Source organism: Luteimonas sp. A534 (genome assembly GCF_054072805.1).
Genome location: NZ_JBSVRR010000002.1, coordinates 580,470 through 596,280, shown reverse-complemented (window position 1 = coordinate 596,280; position 15,811 = coordinate 580,470). Strand labels below are relative to the sequence as shown.

At 69.9% G+C, this 15,811-nt stretch carries 14 protein-coding genes; 4 read left to right on the top strand and 10 right to left on the bottom strand.

Annotated features, from left to right (window positions below):
* Positions 1-33: 33 nt before the first annotated feature.
* Both alr and ACW5F0_RS07420 read right to left on the bottom strand, forming a co-directional pair.
* A complete protein-coding gene (gene alr, locus ACW5F0_RS07425; protein WP_456999420.1) occupies positions 34-1,116 on the bottom strand; it encodes an alanine racemase in 1,083 nt (360 codons plus the stop codon).
* Positions 1,116-2,402, bottom strand: coding sequence for a D-amino acid dehydrogenase (locus ACW5F0_RS07420; protein ID WP_456999419.1), 1,287 nt, complete (start codon positions 2,400-2,402; stop codon positions 1,116-1,118). Before ACW5F0_RS07420 ends, alr begins: the two co-directional genes overlap by 1 nt.
* 117 nt (positions 2,403-2,519) lie before the next feature.
* On the opposite strand from ACW5F0_RS07420, the gene hemC reads away from it, so the two are divergent.
* Positions 2,520-3,434, top strand: a complete 915-nt coding sequence (gene hemC / locus ACW5F0_RS07415) for a hydroxymethylbilane synthase (protein ID WP_456999418.1) — start codon at positions 2,520-2,522, stop codon at positions 3,432-3,434.
* On the opposite strand, the gene ACW5F0_RS07410 is transcribed toward hemC, so the two are convergent.
* From ACW5F0_RS07410 to ACW5F0_RS07380, 7 genes are all read right to left on the bottom strand, one after another.
* Positions 3,431-4,111: a DUF481 domain-containing protein gene (locus ACW5F0_RS07410; protein WP_456965605.1), complete on the bottom strand. Its 681-nt coding sequence runs from the start codon at positions 4,109-4,111 to the stop codon at positions 3,431-3,433. The genes hemC and ACW5F0_RS07410 overlap by 4 nt on opposite strands.
* 83 nt (positions 4,112-4,194) lie before the next feature.
* Positions 4,195-5,151 carry a dimethyl sulfoxide reductase anchor subunit family protein gene (locus tag ACW5F0_RS07405; protein ID WP_456999416.1) on the bottom strand — a complete coding sequence of 319 codons (957 nt, stop codon included), beginning with the start codon at positions 5,149-5,151 and terminating at the stop codon, positions 4,195-4,197.
* Between the two features lie 5 nt (positions 5,152-5,156).
* A complete protein-coding gene (locus tag ACW5F0_RS07400; protein WP_456965607.1) occupies positions 5,157-5,888 on the bottom strand; it encodes a 4Fe-4S dicluster domain-containing protein in 732 nt (243 codons plus the stop codon).
* Entirely contained in the window at positions 5,885-6,109 is a 225-nt protein-coding gene (locus ACW5F0_RS07395; RefSeq protein WP_456965608.1) for a hypothetical protein, read from the bottom strand. The genes ACW5F0_RS07400 and ACW5F0_RS07395 overlap by 4 nt, the downstream gene beginning before the upstream one ends.
* Entirely contained in the window at positions 6,106-7,875 is a 1,770-nt protein-coding gene (locus ACW5F0_RS07390) for an SLC13 family permease (RefSeq protein WP_456965609.1), read from the bottom strand. The genes ACW5F0_RS07395 and ACW5F0_RS07390 overlap by 4 nt, the downstream gene beginning before the upstream one ends.
* Positions 7,872-10,802, bottom strand: coding sequence for a molybdopterin oxidoreductase family protein (locus ACW5F0_RS07385; protein ID WP_456999415.1), 2,931 nt, complete (start codon positions 10,800-10,802; stop codon positions 7,872-7,874). Before ACW5F0_RS07385 ends, ACW5F0_RS07390 begins: the two co-directional genes overlap by 4 nt.
* Before the next feature lie 63 nt (positions 10,803-10,865).
* On the bottom strand, positions 10,866-11,432 hold the full coding sequence (locus ACW5F0_RS07380) for a hypothetical protein (protein ID WP_456965611.1): 567 nt from the start codon (positions 11,430-11,432) through the stop codon (positions 10,866-10,868).
* Between the two features lie 136 nt (positions 11,433-11,568).
* Here ACW5F0_RS07380 and ACW5F0_RS07375 point away from each other — a divergent pair, with 136 nt between their 5' ends.
* The gene (locus ACW5F0_RS07375; RefSeq protein WP_456999414.1) at positions 11,569-12,537 is read left to right on the top strand and encodes a helix-turn-helix transcriptional regulator; all 969 of its coding nucleotides are present in this window, start codon (positions 11,569-11,571) and stop codon (positions 12,535-12,537) included.
* Between the two features lie 11 nt (positions 12,538-12,548).
* On the opposite strand, the gene ACW5F0_RS07370 is transcribed toward ACW5F0_RS07375, so the two are convergent.
* Positions 12,549-13,169, bottom strand: coding sequence for a lipocalin family protein (locus ACW5F0_RS07370; RefSeq protein ID WP_456965613.1), 621 nt, complete (start codon positions 13,167-13,169; stop codon positions 12,549-12,551).
* Positions 13,170-13,447: 278 nt separating this feature from the next.
* Here ACW5F0_RS07370 and ACW5F0_RS07365 point away from each other — a divergent pair, with 278 nt between their 5' ends.
* Both ACW5F0_RS07365 and ACW5F0_RS07360 read left to right on the top strand, forming a co-directional pair.
* A complete protein-coding gene (locus ACW5F0_RS07365; RefSeq protein ID WP_456965614.1) occupies positions 13,448-13,612 on the top strand; it encodes a hypothetical protein in 165 nt (54 codons plus the stop codon).
* 79 nt (positions 13,613-13,691) lie between these two features.
* Positions 13,692-15,809, top strand: a complete 2,118-nt coding sequence (locus tag ACW5F0_RS07360) for a prolyl oligopeptidase family serine peptidase (protein WP_456965615.1) — start codon at positions 13,692-13,694, stop codon at positions 15,807-15,809.
* The last annotated feature ends 2 nt before the right edge of the window (positions 15,810-15,811 follow it).

Below are 15,811 nucleotides of genomic sequence, written 5' to 3'. Positions count from 1 at the left end.
GGCGGCGCGGGCATGGCCCGTGCGCAATCGGGGTCAGGAGCGCTCGACCACCTGCCGCGTCGCCCGCTTCAGCCCCGTCAGCAGCCGGTACGGGCTGTTCCCGCTGCGCGCCGCGACTTCTGCGACCGGGAGGCGCGCGCCCCACAGTTCGATATCGCTGCCGATGCCGGCGCCGGGGTGGTCGGTCAGGTCCACGGTCAGCATGTCCATCGAGACGCGCCCGATCAGCTCGCCCGGCTGGCCGTCGATGATCACCGGGGTGCCCGAGGTTGCGTACTGCGGATAGCCGTCGGCATAGCCGACAGCGACCACGCCCACGCGCGTCGGGCGCGAGGTGGTGAAGGCGCCCGCGTAGCCGATCGGTTCGCCCGCGGCGAGCTCGCGTACCGCGATGACCTTTGACGCCAGCGCCATCACCGCGCGCAGCGGCTCGGCCTCCGCGCACGGCGCATCGAGCATGTGCGAGCCATAGAGCATCAGGCCGGGGCGCACCCAGCCGCCGCGTGCCGCTGGCCAGGCCATCAGCGCGGCGGAGTTGGCAAGACTGGTGGTGGTGCAGGGTGGAAGCGCCGCCAGCACCGCGTCGAAGGTGGCCAGCTGCGCGGGCGTACTGGGCTGGCCAAGTTCATCGGCGCGCGAGAAGTGGCTCATCGCGACCATGTCGCCCACCCACGGCAGTGCGCGCAGGCGCCGCCATGCATCGGGATAGTCCTCGGGGGCGAGGCCCAGGCGGTGCATGCCCGAGTCGAGCTTCAGCCAGACCGGCAGCGGCTGTTGCAGCGGAAGGCGCTCGAGCACGTCCACCTGCCAGGGCGAGGCCACCACCGTCCACAGCGCATGCCGTTCGATCAGCGGCAGCTCGTCGGCGTGGAAGAAGCCTTCCAGCAGCAGGATGGGCGCGCGGATGCCGGCCTCGCGCAGCTCGATCGCCTCCTCGATGCAGGCCACGCCGAAGCCGTCGGCTTCGCCGTCGAGCGCGCGTGCGCAGGCCACGGCGCCGTGCCCGTAGGCGTCGGCCTTGACCACGGCCAGCGCCTTGCCGCCGCCGAGCGTGCGCGCGTGGCGGTAGTTGTGGCGCAGGGCGTCGAGGTCGATGGTGGCGCGCGCAGGCCGCATCAGCGCAGCCCCGTGGGCGCCGCGGGCCAGGCGCGCCCGTAGCGGGAGATGTCGAGGCCTTCGCCGTCGATCGCGGGGGTGCGGCCGTCGACCAGGTCGGCCAGGTAGCGCCCGGAGCCGCAGGCCATCGTCCAGCCCAGGGTGCCGTGGCCGGTGTTGAGCAGCAGGTTGCGGTACGTCGTGGTGCCGACCACGGGCGGGCCATCGGGCGTGGACGGGCGCAGGCCGCTCCAGAAGCTGGCGTTGGCGAGGTCGCCGCCGTCGGGATACAGGCTGCGCACCACCATCTCCAGGGTGTCGCGGCGGCGCTGCGGCAGCGACAGGTCATAGCCGCTGACTTCGGCCATGCCGCCGACACGGATGCGGTCGTCGAAGCGGGTGATCGCGACCTTGTAGCTTTCGTCGAGCACGGTCGAGTGCGGCGCCAGCTCGGGGCAAGTGATCGGGATCGTCAGCGAATAGCCCTTGAGCGGATACACCGGCAGGCGGATGCCGAGCGGCGCCAGCAGGCGCGGCGACCACGCGCCCAGGGCGAGCACATAGCGGTCGGCGGTCTCGGTCCGGCCCTGGATGCGCACGCCGGCAATGCGATCACCGTCGCCCAGCAGGGCTTCGACGTCCTGCCCGTAGCGGAACTCGACGCCTGCGGCCTCGGCCATCGCCGCGAGCCTGGTGGTGAACAGGTGGCCGTCGCCGGTTTCATCGCCCGGCAGGCGCAGCGCGCCGGTCAGTGTGTCGGCGACCCTGGCCAGCGCCGGCTCCACGCGGGCAATGCCCGTGCGGTCGAGGAGTTCGTAGGGCACGCCGTACTGGCGCAGGATCGCGATGTCCTTGGCGGCACCGTCGAGCTGCGCCTGTGTGCGGAACAGCTGCGTGGTGCCGAGCGTGCGCTCCTCGTACGCAATGCCGGTGTCGCGGCGAAGTTCCTCCAGGCAGGCACGGCTGTACTCGGCAAGCCGCACCATCCGCGCCTTGCTGATGGCATAGCGGTGGTGGGTGCAGTTGCGCAGCATCTGCCACATCCAGCGGTACTGCGCGGGGTCGGCGGTCGGCCGGATCGCCAGCGGCGCGTGCCGTGACAGCAGCCAGCCCACCGCTTTCAGCGGGATGCCCGGCGCGGGCCAGGGCGAGGCGTAGCCGGGCGAGACCTGGCCGGCATTGGCAAAGCTGGTTTCCATCGCGGGCCCGGACGCGCGGTCGATGACGACGACGTCGTGCCCCTGTTGCCGCAGATACCACGCGCTGGTCACTCCGATCACACCGGAGCCCAGGATCAGGATACGCATTGGATTGACTCGGTCGGGCGGGTCGGCCAGGGGGCGGCGTGGCCGGCGGGTTCATGGAATCCGCCAGTATATGGATCGGAATCCACGGTGGCTCGTGCGGAAGGCGATAATGGCGGCGTGAACACACTCCGCATCGCCACCCGAAAGAGCCCGCTCGCCCTCTGGCAGAGCGAACACGTCGCTGACCTGCTGCGTGAAGCCCACCCGGGGCTGCAGGTGGAGCTCGTGCCCATGTCCACCCGCGGCGACGAGGTGCTGGACCGTTCGCTGGCCGCGATCGGCGGCAAGGGACTGTTCCTGAAGGAGCTGGAGCTGGCGATGCTGCGGGGCGAGGCCGATTGCGCGGTGCATTCGCTGAAGGACGTGCCGATGGAGGTCGATGCGCCGTTCGCGCTGCCGGCCTTCCTCGCGCGCGCCGACCACGCCGATGCCTTCATCAGCAATCAGTTCGCGACCTTCGACGCGCTGCCTCCGGGCGCTTGCGTCGGCACGTCGTCGCTGCGGCGGCAGGCGCAGCTGCGCGCGCTGCGCCCGGACTTCGAGATCCGCGACCTGCGCGGCAACGTCAACACCCGGCTGGCCAAGCTCGACGCCGGCGAATACGACGCGATCATCCTGGCCTGCGCCGGACTCGAGCGGCTCGGGCTGGGCGGACGCATCCGCGCGCGCCTGGATGCGCCGGAGTGGCTGCCGGCACCGGCGCAGGGCGTCATCGCGATCGAGTGCCGTGGCGACGACGAAGGGGTGATGGCGCTGTGCCGCGTGCTCGACCACGGGCCGACGCGCATCTGCGCCGGGGCGGAGCGGGCGCTGAATCTCGCGCTGCATGGCAGCTGCCACGTGCCGGTGGCGGCGTTCGCACGGCTGGATGGCGATGCCCTGTCGCTGCAGGCGCTGGTCGGGTCGGCGAGTGACGGGCGCGCGGTGCGCGCGGAGGCCGGAGGTTCGGCGTCGGCGTCGGACGCGCTGGGGCGCGAGGTGGCCGCGAAGCTGATGGATGCTGGCGCGGGCGAGTTCCTGCCGGAGCGCTAGAAGCGGTACTTCACGTGCACCGAGCCTTCGGTGTCGGTCGCGCCGCTGCCGCCGTTGCCGGCGCTGTCATGCCGCAGCTCGAAGTTCGAATGCAGCGTCCACTGGTCCTGCAGGCGCAGGTCCAGCCCGATCACCTGGCGGGTGGTGGTGTTGAACCGGCCGGTTTCGACCAGCAGGTTCTGGGTCAGCAGGGCGCGGTTGGCGATGCTCTGGCGCAGCTCCAGCCGGCTGCGGACGATCATGCCTTCGCCGGCGGTGCCATGGTCGGCATAGGGCTGCAGGCGATAGCCCGTGCCGAACTCCAGCTTGATGTTGGTGTCGGGCGTGCGCACGGCCTCATAGCCGAAGCCCGCGGTGAAGCGCGAGTGGCTGCCGTGATTCACCCGCCAGTCGCGGCGCGAGGCCGGCGAGTACAGCGGGTAGCGTCGCGCGGCGATCGCCGGCAGGCGCATCGGCACCAGCGGGTCGACGGTACCCGGTATCGGCGGCTGCTCGATGCGCGTGAAGCGCGACGGTGCCTTCCAGCCCGCGTCCGCGCAGACCAGGCGATAACAGGGCAGGCGCAGGTCGGCGCGGCCCGAAGCCAGCGCGATCACCGCCGGCTCGCTCGGGGATTCCGGCAAGGGTTGGAGGATCACGGGCGGGGCGGCAAGGACCAGCCAGAGGGCCGCGAGCATGCGCTGTGGCTCCGAAGTAAACGGTTACATCGCCATTATCGCGGCCAATCGCCGCCGTTCCAAGACACTCGCCGCCCTGCGGTTCAGTAATAGGCGCTGACGACGTGCCGGGCCTGGGCAAAGAACAGCCAGCGCTCGGCGAACGCGCCCGCCAGCAGCCCGAGCGCGGCCAGTACGGTCGCGGCCAGGGCTGGGAGCCAGCCCAGCACCATCAGCACGCTGGCCAGCAGCGGTGCCACCACCAGCCCTGCCACCGACGCCAGCCGCAGCCGGAATGCGTGGCGGCGCGCGAGTTCGAACACCATCTCGCGGGTGACGTAGTTGGCCTCCGTATGCGGGCGCTCGAACACGCGCACCTGGCGATTGGGCAGGCCGACCGCGGCGCCGCGCGTGGCCGGCGCGGGCGCGGCGTCGATCGCGCGCCAGTACAGCCACTTCAGCACCGCCAGCACCAGGCCGAACAGCACCAGCGTCGGCAGCATTCCGGCCGGACCCTGCCCGCGCAGCATCGCCGCCATCGCCACCAGCTGCAGCGCCAGGCCGGTGAGCAGGGCGAACAGCAGGTACACCGGCACCACCAGCGGATGGCGCCAGGCCGGGATCGGCTTGAGCGAGGCGTAGATCATCGCGGTGCAGGCCACCGTCACCAGCGCCAGCACGGCCAGCAGCAGGCCCAGGCAGGCCAGCCACGCGGCGCGCGTGGCGCCGGGCTCCATCCACAGCAGCAGCACGATCGCCGCCAGTACAGGCAGCGGCGTGGCCACGGCCAGCACGCCTTCGCGCGACAGCCACGAGGTGCGCCACTGGCTGAAGGCGCGCCAGGCGCGGCCGGGCTTGCCCAGGTGCGCGAACGAACACAGCAGGCCGATGGTCGAGAGCAGCAGGCCAAGCCCCAGCCCGGCGAGCTGCACGCCCTCCAGCGCCGGCGACAGGCCGCCGCGCAGTGCCAGCAGCGCGATGGTCAGCCCCGACCAGGCGAGCAGGCCATAGCCGGCGCCGGACAGGGTGGTGAAAAAGATGACCGACAGGGCGGGATGCATGCAGTTCAGCGCCTCAGGATGCGGTTGAGCCAGTGCAGCGGCGAGGACGCGCGCGTGGGCGCGCTTTCCGTGGCCTCGCCGCCGCCGTCGCGCCGCGGCCGCGGCGGCAGGTAGCGGTTCACCGGCTGGTAGCCGAGCTCGGGCATCAGCGCGACGCCGCCGCGTTCGGCCACCAGCTTGGAGACGTCCGACTCCGGATCGCCCAGGTCGCCGAAGTGGCGCGCGCGCGTGGGGCAGGCCTGCACGCAGGCGGGCACGCGCTCGGATTCGTCGAGGTTTTCGTTGTAGATGCGGTCCACGCAGAGGGTGCATTTCTTCATCACCCCCTCGGCCGGACTGTATTCGCGTGCGCCATAGGGGCAGGCCCAGCTGCAGAGCTTGCAGCCGATGCACTTGTCCTCGTCCACCAGCACGATGCCGTCCTCGGCGCGCTTGTAGCTGGCGCCGGTGGGGCAGACGGTGACGCAGGCGGGGGTGTCGCAGTGCAGGCAGCTGCGCGGGAAGTGCAGGGTCATGGCCGGCTGCGTGGGCTCCTCGGCGACTTCGTAGCTGTGCACCCGGTTGAACCAGACCCCTTCCGGGTCCTTCCCGTACGGTCGTTCGTCGGTCAGGGGCCCGGTGATGCCGCCGGCGTTCCACTCCTTGCAGCTGGTCGCACAGGCATGGCAGCCCACGCAGGTGTCGAGGTCGATCACCAGGCCGAGCTTCTTCGTCGACGGCGGTGGCAGTGAGGTCATGGCAGTTCCCGGTGGCGCAGCTTGCCGCTGCCGAACAGCAGCAGCGCGATCGACAACACCAGGCCGAACGCGGCGCGCCAGCGTGGCGAGGGCGCGTCGAAGGCACCCAGTGATGTGGGCGACATGATCGAGGGATCGATCAGGGCCCAGGTGCTGGCCAGCGCGCCGGCGAAGCCGCCGACGAGCATCAACACGCCGATGATCCGATGCAGTGTCTTCATGGGATGAAGGGGAAGTAGCGCGGGATCAGCACCACCGCCATCGCGATGAAGATGACGTTGAGCGGCAGGCCGACCTTCACGAAGTCGCGGAAGCGGTAGCCGCCGGCGGCGTAGACCATGGTGTTGGTCTGGTAGCTGATCGGCGTGGCGAAGCTGGTGGAGGCGGCAAAGGCCACCGCGACCAGGAAGGGCTTGCTGTCCAGGCCAAGGGATTCAGCGGTGGCGATCGCGATCGGCACCACCAGCGCGGCCGAGGCGTTGTTGCTCATGATCTCGGTCAGCGCCGAGGTCATGATGTAGATCACCGCCAGCGTCGCGACCGGGCCGAAGCCGCCGACCAGGCCGATCGAGAAATCGGCGATCAGCGCCGCGGCGCCGCTGTTCTGCAGTGCGATGCCCAGCGGCAGCACGCCGGCCAGCAGCAGCACCACGCGCCAGTCGATGGCGGCGTAGGCCTCTTCGGGCTTGAGCACGCGCAGCACCAGCAGCGCACAGCAGCCGATGATCGCCGAGGCGACGATGCTCATCAGTCCGGCGGCCGCCACCGCCACCACCGCGCTCAGGATGCCCAGCGCCAGCAGCGAGCGACGGATCGAGGTGCGCGTCTGCTCGCGTTCGCCCATTACCACCAGGCCGGGGTCGGCGCGCATCAGGTCGAGCGCGCTTTCGGGCGCGTCGAGCAGCAGCACGTCGCCGACCGCCAGCGGCACGTGGTCGAGCGGCTGCCGGATCGCCAGGCGGTGCCGGTGCAGGCCCTGCACGCGGGCGTGGTAGACGTGGGCGAAGCGGACGTCGGCCAGCGAGTGGCCGACCAGGTGCGAACCCGGCGCCACCATGGCTTCCGCGTGCACGCGCTCGTCGTCCTCGTCGCCCTCGAGGTCGGTGGCGACGTGGTCGAAGGCGAGCTTGAGCTTGCGTCGCGCCTGTTCGATGTCGGGCCAGCTGCCGCGTACGAGCAGGCGGTCGCCGGCCTCGATCCCGGTGCCACGCGGCGATGGCAGGGCGGTGCGGCCGCGGAAGACCTCCAGCACCACGACGTCGCCGCTGTCGTTGGGCAGGAGTTCGGCGCCGCGCTTGCCGATCGCGCCGGACTTCTCCGGCACCAGCAGTTCGGCCACGTAGCGCCCCGCGTGGCCGCTGTCGGCCTGTTGCGGCACGCCGAGGTCGGGCAGCAGGAAGACCCGCGCCACCATCATGTAGATGGTCCCCACCACCACGAAGATGATGCCCAACTGGCTGAACTCGAAGATTGTGAAGCCGGCGTGCCCCGCCTGCCGCGCCATCGAGTCGACCAGCAGGTTGGTGGACGTGCCGATCAGCGTGCACACGCCGCCGAACTGGGCCGCGTACGACAGCGGGATCAGGAACTTCGATGGCGGCAGGTTGTTGGCCACCGCCGCGGCGATGATCAGCGGAAGGAACACCGCCACCGCGGCGGTGTTGTTGATGAAGGCCGACACCGACGCGGTCAGCAACATCATCACCAGCGCCAGCAGCCAGCCCCAGCGGATCCGCGCGATGGCTTCGCCCAGGCGGTTGAGCGACCCGCTGTGCTGCAGGCCGGCGCTGAGCACGAACATGGCGGCCACGGTCACCGTCGCCGGGCTGCTGAAGCCCGACAGGGCTTCGTCGGTGGTGACCAGGCGCAGGGTGAGCAGTGCGGCCAGGGTCAGCATCGCCACCACTTCCGGCGGCATCTTCTCGCTGACGAAGAGCGCCACAGCGCCGGCGAGCACCAGGAAGGTGAGCAGCATGTCTGGCGTCATCGCTTGCGAGCCCCGTAGCGCAGGGGGCCGCCGGGCGCGTCGCCCAGGGCAAGCGGTTCGAACTGCGGCTGCGTCAGCCTGGTTCCGTTGTCCCGGTCGCCGGCCTCGGTGCTGTCGCCGCTGTCGCCCGTCTCGCCGGTTGCACCGCCCGGCGCGCGTCGCAGGTTCACGCGCAGGTCGAACCAAGCGGCCTGGCCGGTGACCGGATCGGCATTGGCATAGTCGCCGCGCGGGGTGATGTCGGAGATCAGATGGTTGAGCAGGAAGCCCTTGCGGCCCTCCGGCGCATCGGTGTCCAGGCGCCAGGCGCCACGGCGCTTGCCGATCGCGTTCCAGGTCCACAGGGTGTCGGGCTGCACGTTGCCGGCGAACTTCGCCTGCACCGTGATCTCGCCAAGATGCGATGCCACCACCACCCAGTCTTCGTCGGCCACGCCGTGGCGGGCGCCGGTGTCGGGGTGCATGTACAGCCAGTTGCGCGCCGCGATCTGGCGCAGCCAGGCGTTCTGTGAACCCCAGGCGTGGTACATGAACATCGGTCGCTGGGTGATGGCGTGCAGCGGGAAGTCGGCTTCGTCGACCTGCGCCTGCTCGAAGGGCGTGTACCACATCGGCAGCGGGTCGAAGTACGTATCCACACGCTCGCGGTGTTCTTCGGGAGGCTGGTGCGCGCCGTGGCCCTGCGCCGCGAGCCTGAACTTCTGCAGTTGTTCCGCATACAGATGCAGCGTGATCGGCGCCGACGAGCCGATGAAGCCCAGGCCGTGCGACCACTCGAGATAGCCGCGGTTGGCCATCTTGAAATAGCGCGCATGCTCCGGCACTTCCTCGCGCCAGAAGCCGCCGTTGTCGATGTAGCGCTGCAGCTGCTCCGGGTTGGGCGCGCCCTTGCCGTGCGTGCCGCCGTCCTCGCCGCGCCAGCCGGCCAGCAGGCCGACGCCGGGCGTGCGTTCGTGGCGGACGATGTAGTCGGCGTAGTCGCGGTACTTCGGTGAGCCGTCGGCATGCACCATGCCCGGCAGCCCAAGACGCGCACCGAGATCCAGCAGCACCGACTGGAAACCTCGCACGTCGCGCGCGCGGCCGTCCTTGTCGGGCTGCGTGGCGGCATCGAACAGCGGCTGGCGGATCGCGTCGGCGGCGCCATCGGCGTCGGAGATCGGCCGATCGAGCATGCTGATCGCGTCAAAGCGCTCGAGGTAGGTGGTGTCGGGCAGCACCAGGTCGGCATAGGCGACCATTTCCGATGCATAGGCATCGGAATAGATGATGCGCGGGATCCGGTATTCGCCGTCGTCCCCCTTGTCGGTCAGCCAGGCGATGGTCTCGCGCGTGTTCATCGACGAGTTCCAGGCCATGTTGGCCATGAACATCATCAGCGTGTCGATGCGGTAGGGGTCGCCGGCGTGGGCGTTGCGCAGCAGGGTGTGCATCATCCCGTGCGCGGACAGCGGGTAGGCCCAGGAATAGGCGTGGTCGATGCGCCGCGGCTGGCCATCGGCGTCCACCAGCAGGTCTTCCGGGCCGTGCACGAAGCCCAGCGGGCCGGCATCGAGCGTGCCGTCTTCGCGGCGCGTGCGGCCGGGGCGGTTGGGCGGCGGGATCGGCTTCGGATACGGCGGCTGGTAGCGGAACGACCCCGGTGCATCCACCGCGCCGAGCAGCAGTTGCAGCACATGCAGCGCGCGGCAGGTATGGAAGCCGTTCGAATGCGCGCTGATCCCGCGCATGGCGTGCAGCGCGACGGGGCGTCCGACCATCTCGGAATGTTCGCGACCCCAGCTGTCCGTCCACGCGATGGGCAGGCTGAGGTTCGATTCGAACGCAGCCTCGGCCAGCTCGAGCGCGATGCGGCGGATGGTGTCGGCGGGAATGCCGCAGCGCTCCGCCACGGCATCGGGCGCGTACTCGGGATCGAGATAGCGTTCGGCAACGAGGTGGAAGGCCGGTACCGCGATGCGGCCGTCGGGCAGGATGTATTCGCCGACCACGGCGGGCGAAATGTCGGGAGCATCGGCGGGATGGAGCGCGCCGCCTGCCGTGGCCAGCGCATCCGCCACCCAGCATTGCGGGCGCCCTTCGCCGTCGCGCACGAACATCCCGTCTTCCGCCCCGCCCGGATCCTTCACCACCAGCCAGTGCGCATCCGCATAGCGCACCAGGTAGTCGAGGTCGATGCGGTCCATGCGCAGCAGCTCATGGATCAGCGCGAACGCGAACAGCCCGTCGGTGCCGGGCCGGATCCCGATCCATTCATCGGCGATCGCGCCGTAGCCGGTGCGCACCGGGTTCACGGCCACGACCTTGGCGCCGCGGGCCTTGAGCTTGCCCAGCCCTAGCTTGATCGGGTTGGAGTCGTGGTCTTCGGCCACGCCCCAGAGCATCAGGTAGCGGGTGTGGTCCCAGTCCGGCTCGCCGAACTCCCAGAACGAACCGCCCAGCGTGTACAGGCCGCCGGCAGCCATGTTCACCGAGCAGAAGCCGCCGTGCGCGGCGTAGTTGATGGTGCCGAACTGCTGCGCCCACCAGCCGGTGAGTGCCTGCGACTGGTCGCGGCCGGTGAAGAAGGCGAACTCGTCGGGGTTGCGCTCGCGGATCGGCGCCAGCCACCCGGTCGCGATCCCCATCGCCTCGTCCCACTCGATCTCGCGGAACTCGCCGCTGCCGCGCTCGCCCACGCGCAGCAGTGGCTTCGTCAGCCGCGCCGGGGAGTGGTGCTGCATGATCCCGCTGGCACCCTTCGCGCACAGCACGCCCTGGTTCACCGGGTGCGACGGGTTGCCCTGGATGTAACGAATGGCACCGTCGCGCAGCCAGACCTTGATGCCGCAGCGGCAGGCGCACATGTAGCAGGTGGTCGCCTTCACCTCGTCCCCGGGTGACGGCGAAAGATCCAGGACCGGCTCGTTCGGGATGTGCGCGCGCATGCCGGCCATTGTGCCCGTGTGCCGGATGCGCGGCGAGCGGGCGTCCGGACCGGCGCGCCCCGGTCAGTTTGGCGGCGCGATCACCAGGGAGGGGTCGTTGAAGCGGGAGTAGCGCATGGTCACCGTGCCGTCGCTCCCGTCCACCTGCATCTGCAGCGGCCAGCCTTCGCTGCCCACCCACAGCATCACCTCGTCGGGTCCGTCGGCGTGCACGATGCGGTACTTCGTGGCCGGCTTGCCGTCCAGCACGACCTTGCCCAGCGACTCGATGCGTGCGTTGTCCTGCGTCTCGCGGATGCGGGCCTGGTCCTGCATCGTGTCCAGGGTGCCGGCCGGCAGCGGCACGCGCATCGTGCGCCCGGCGATCTGCATGTACGCCTGGTTGCCGATGATGGTCTGCGTGGGGCCGCCCGGGATCACCATGCGGTAGCGGTCGGGCGCCACGTGCTGCAGTTCGATCCGGCCGCCGGCGCCTGCCTGCGGGGCATCGACGTGGACCACGTAGCTGCTGGCGCTGGCCAGCTTGCCGGTGGCCTTGACCACGTCGTCGCGCGGGGCGGCCGTGGCGGGGCCGATCGCGGCAGCACACAGCAGCGTGGCCAGGGTTGCGGAAATAAACGGGTGTTGCATGGTTCCGGGCTCCATCCGATGGATTGCCCCTCAATACGACAACCGGTACCGGTTCGGGACAGCGCGGCCCGGCCCGCGCCCGCAGCCGGGTGTCGGGCGGCGTCTCCTGCGGTGGCAATATGCCCATAATCCGCCCATGGACCGATACGAACGCATCCTCACGCTGCACCGCATCCTTGGCACCGCGCGCTACCCGGTCACGGTGGCCCGGCTGCAGGACGAACTCGGCTGCTCGCGCGCCACCGTCTACCGCGACGTCGCTTTCCTGCGTGACGCGCTGATGGCGCCGATCATCGGCGACGGTGAGGCCGGCATCCGCTACGACCCGGATGAAAGTGGACGTTTCGAACTGCCCGGGCTGTGGCTGAGTTCGGAGGAGCTGCACGCGCTGCTTGCCGCGCAGCAGCTGTTGTCGCGCAGCGGCGGCGGGGTGCTGTCCTCGGCGCTGGCGCCGCTGCAGTCGCGCATCGAGAAGCTGCTCAGCGAGCACGCCAGCGGCAAGCAGTGGCCGATGGAGCGCGTGCGCGTGATCCCGCACCGCACCCGGCGCCTGGACGAACATTCATTCCGCACGGTGTGCTCGGCGGTGCTTGAACGCCGCCGCCTGGTGTTCGAATACCGCGCGCGCTCGACCGACGAGAAGACCCGGCGCACGGTGTCGCCGCAGCGCATCACCCACTACCGCGACAACTGGTACCTCGATGCCTGGGACCACGAACGCGAGGGCCTGCGCAGTTTCTCGGTGGACCGTGTCGCGCAGGCGCGCTGCCTGGAAGACGCCGCGATTGACGTCGACGAGGGCGACCTCGACCGCCATCTCGGCGGCAGCTACGGCATCTTTTCCGGCGCGCCCAAGGGCGTGGCCACCATCGTCTTCAGCGCCAAGGCCGCGCGCTGGGTGGCCGACGAGCACTGGCATTCGCAACAGCAGGGGCGGCACCTGGCCGATGGGCGCTACGAGCTCAAGGTCCCGTACAGCGCTGCGCGCGAGCTGCTGATGGACGTGCTGCACTACGGCAGCGACGCCGAGATCCTCGAGCCGCAGTCGCTGCGTGAACAGGCACGGTCACTGCTGCAGCTGGCGCTGTCGAACTACGAGCGCTGACCCGCCCCGGCTCAGCGCCCGGGCGTCGGGCTGGCGGCCTGCTCGAAGCCCAGGCGGCCTTCCTGCTCCGGAAGCTGCGGCACCCGGCGCAGCTTGTCGGTGTTGACGCCATGGCTGCGGATGCGGCGCTCGAGTTCCAGGTAGGCCTCGTCCTCGACCTGTCGCGCGCGGGTCAGGATCCAGGCATGGTCACGCCCGGGTGAATCGAGCAGCATCCAGCTGCCGTCCTCCGCCACTTCCAGCATTCGAAGCCGCGTGGGCAGGACGCCATAGGTGCGCATCTTCCAGATGCGGTCACTGTGGCCATCGCGCCGGGCGATCGAGGTGTCGGACTCCACGGGTTCGGCGAAGCCCTCGCGCCAGCTGCTGGTGATATCCAGCCGGTTGCCATCGTCCATGGCCAAGCGGATCCGCGACGCCACGCGCCCGCGTTCGCCAATCCAGGGCACTCGGCCCACCACGTGCCAGTCCCCCATCAAGGCGTCCAGGGGCGGCATGGATACGTCGCGGGCGCTGTCGTCGCCTTCGCCACGCCCTCCGGCACAGGCCGCGAGCATGAGGCACAGCGCGAACGCGCAGAACGCCAGGATCGGGGGAGGGCGGGTGGCGAGTCGTCGGGAGTCCGGGGTCATCACAGGGTCCAGGGCGCCGCGGCAGACTGGCAGTGGTCCGGCGAAGGCGGCGTCATGAAGGTCGCAGTCCGTGAGATGGGGTGGTTGCAGGCTTGGGGTCGACAGTCTGGAGAACCATCATGACAGCCAACCCTACGACAGCACATGGCCCCAGGGCACGCCGCTCCACAGCAAACCGGACCACGGCACGCCGCCCGGCGACGGGCCGTTTCATGGCGCGGCCCACCAGCCTCCATCCGTCAGTCGCGAGGGCGGCAGCTCCCGACTGGCCTGCACGCGTGGTCGTCGCACTCGTATTCCTGGCCGCCATGGCCATGCTGTCGCTGCCGCCTGCCCGCGCCGCCAGCGCCACCTTCGGCTGGCTTCCCCTGTGGTTGCCGGGGCTGCCGGCGACCGCCTGGCTCGCGCTGGCCGTCGCCCGCCGCCGCGCCGGGGAGAGCTGAGCCCGACTTTCGGCCCGGGTCCGCGGCGCAGGCGCTGTGCTAGGTTTGCCGGTCAATTCGACCTGCCGGAGCCTGTTGCATGCCCAAGCTGCCCCATGCCTGCCTGTTTGCCGCGCTTGCCGTGGCCTCCTTCGGCGCGACTGCACAGGAGGACGCCAAAGTGACCGACCCGCACCAGTGGCTCGAGGACGTCGAGGGCGAAAAGCAGCTCGCCTGGGTCCGGGAGCAAAACGCGAAGGCCGAGGCCGAACTGGCCGACACGCCGGGCTTCAAGGCGCTCGAGGCCGACCTCCTCGCCATCTACGATTCCGACGACAAGATCCCCGGCGTCTACAAGCAGGGCGAGTGGTACTACAACTTCTGGAAGGACCGGAACCACGAGCGCGGCGTCTGGCGCCGGACCACGCTTGACGAGTACCGCAAGCCGCAGCCGCAGTGGGAGACCGTGATCGACCTCGACGCGCTGAACAAGGCGGAAGGCGAGAACTGGGTCTGGCATGGCGCAAATTGCCTGCGTCCCGAGTACGAGCGCTGCCTGGTCGCGCTGTCGCGCGGTGGCGCCGACGCCGACGTCACCCGTGAATTCGACCTGTCCACGAAGCAGTGGGTCGATGGCGGTTTCCTCCGCCCGGAGGCCAAGGGAGGCCTGGCGTGGATCAATCGCGACACCGTGTACGTCTACACCGATTTCGGCGACGGCACGATGACCAGCTCGGGCTACCCGCGCATCGTCAAGGAATGGACGCGGGGCACGCCGATGGACGCCGCCAGGGTGGTCTATGAGGGCCAGGCCGGCGACATGTACATCTCGGCCGGCCATGACCACACGCCAGGTTACGAGCGCGACTTCGTCAGCCGCACACTCGCCTTCTACAACGACGAGCTCTACCTGCGTAACGCGGACGGCTCGTTGACCAAGGTCGACGTGCCGAACTCGGCGCAGAAGTCGGTGCAGCGCGAATGGCTCGGCCTCGAGTTGCGCGAGTCGTGGGACGTCGGCGGCAAGACCTACAAGGCCGGTTCGCTGCTGGCGGCGAAGTTCGACGACTACATGGCCGGCAAGCGCGAGTTCCAGGTGCTGTTCGAGCCCACCGACACCAGCTCGCTGGCCGGCGCCTCGTTCACGAAGAACCACCTCGTGCTGAACGTGCTGGACGACGTCAAGAACAAGCTGACCGTGCTCACCCCCGGCGCCGACGGCTGGACCCGCAGCGAGCTCGCGGGCGTGCCGGAGTTCGGGACCGTCTCCGCAAGCGCGGTCGACAGCGACGAGTCCGACGCGCTCTGGCTGACCGTCACCGACTACCTCACCCCCACCACGCTGATGCTCGCCAGCGCCGCCCCCGGTGCGCCCGCGCCCGAGGTGCTGAAGACCCAGCCGGCGTTCTTCGACGCCTCCAAGCACGTCGTCGAGCAGCACTTCGCCACCTCGAAGGACGGCACCCGCGTGCCGTACTTCCTCGTGCATCCGAAGGGCGTCGAGCTCGACGGCAGCAATCCGACGCTGCTCTACGGTTACGGCGGCTTCGAGATCTCGCTGACCCCGGGCTACTCCGGCGGCGTCGGCAAGGGCTGGCTGGAGAAGGGTGGCACGTACGCTGTCGCCAACATCCGCGGCGGCGGCGAGTACGGTCCGCGCTGGCACCAGGCTGCGCTCAAGGCCAACCGCCACAAGGCCTACGAGGACTTCGCCGCGGTCGCGCAGGACATGATCGACCGCAAGATCACCTCGCCCGAGCACCTGGGTATCCGTGGCGGCAGCAACGGCGGCCTGCTTACGGGCAACATGCTCACGCAGTATCCGGAGCTCTTCGGTGCGGTGGTGATCCAGGTGCCGCTGCTGGACATGCAGCGCTATCACAAGCTGCTGGCCGGCGCGTCGTGGATGGCCGAGTACGGTGATCCGGACAAGCCGGAAGAGTGGGCCTTCATCAAGACCTTCTCGCCCTACCACCTGTTCGACGCGGCGAAGGACTATCCGCCGACGCTGATCCTGACCTCGACCCGCGACGACCGCGTCCACCCGGGTCACGCCCGGAAAATGCACGCGCTGATGTCGGACGCCGGCAAGGACGTGCGCTACTACGAAAACATCGAGGGCGGCCACGGCGGCGCGGCCAACAACCGCCAGGCGGCGCACATGGATGCGCTGTACCTGACCTTCCTCTGGCAACAGATCGGCCGCGACACCGACTGATC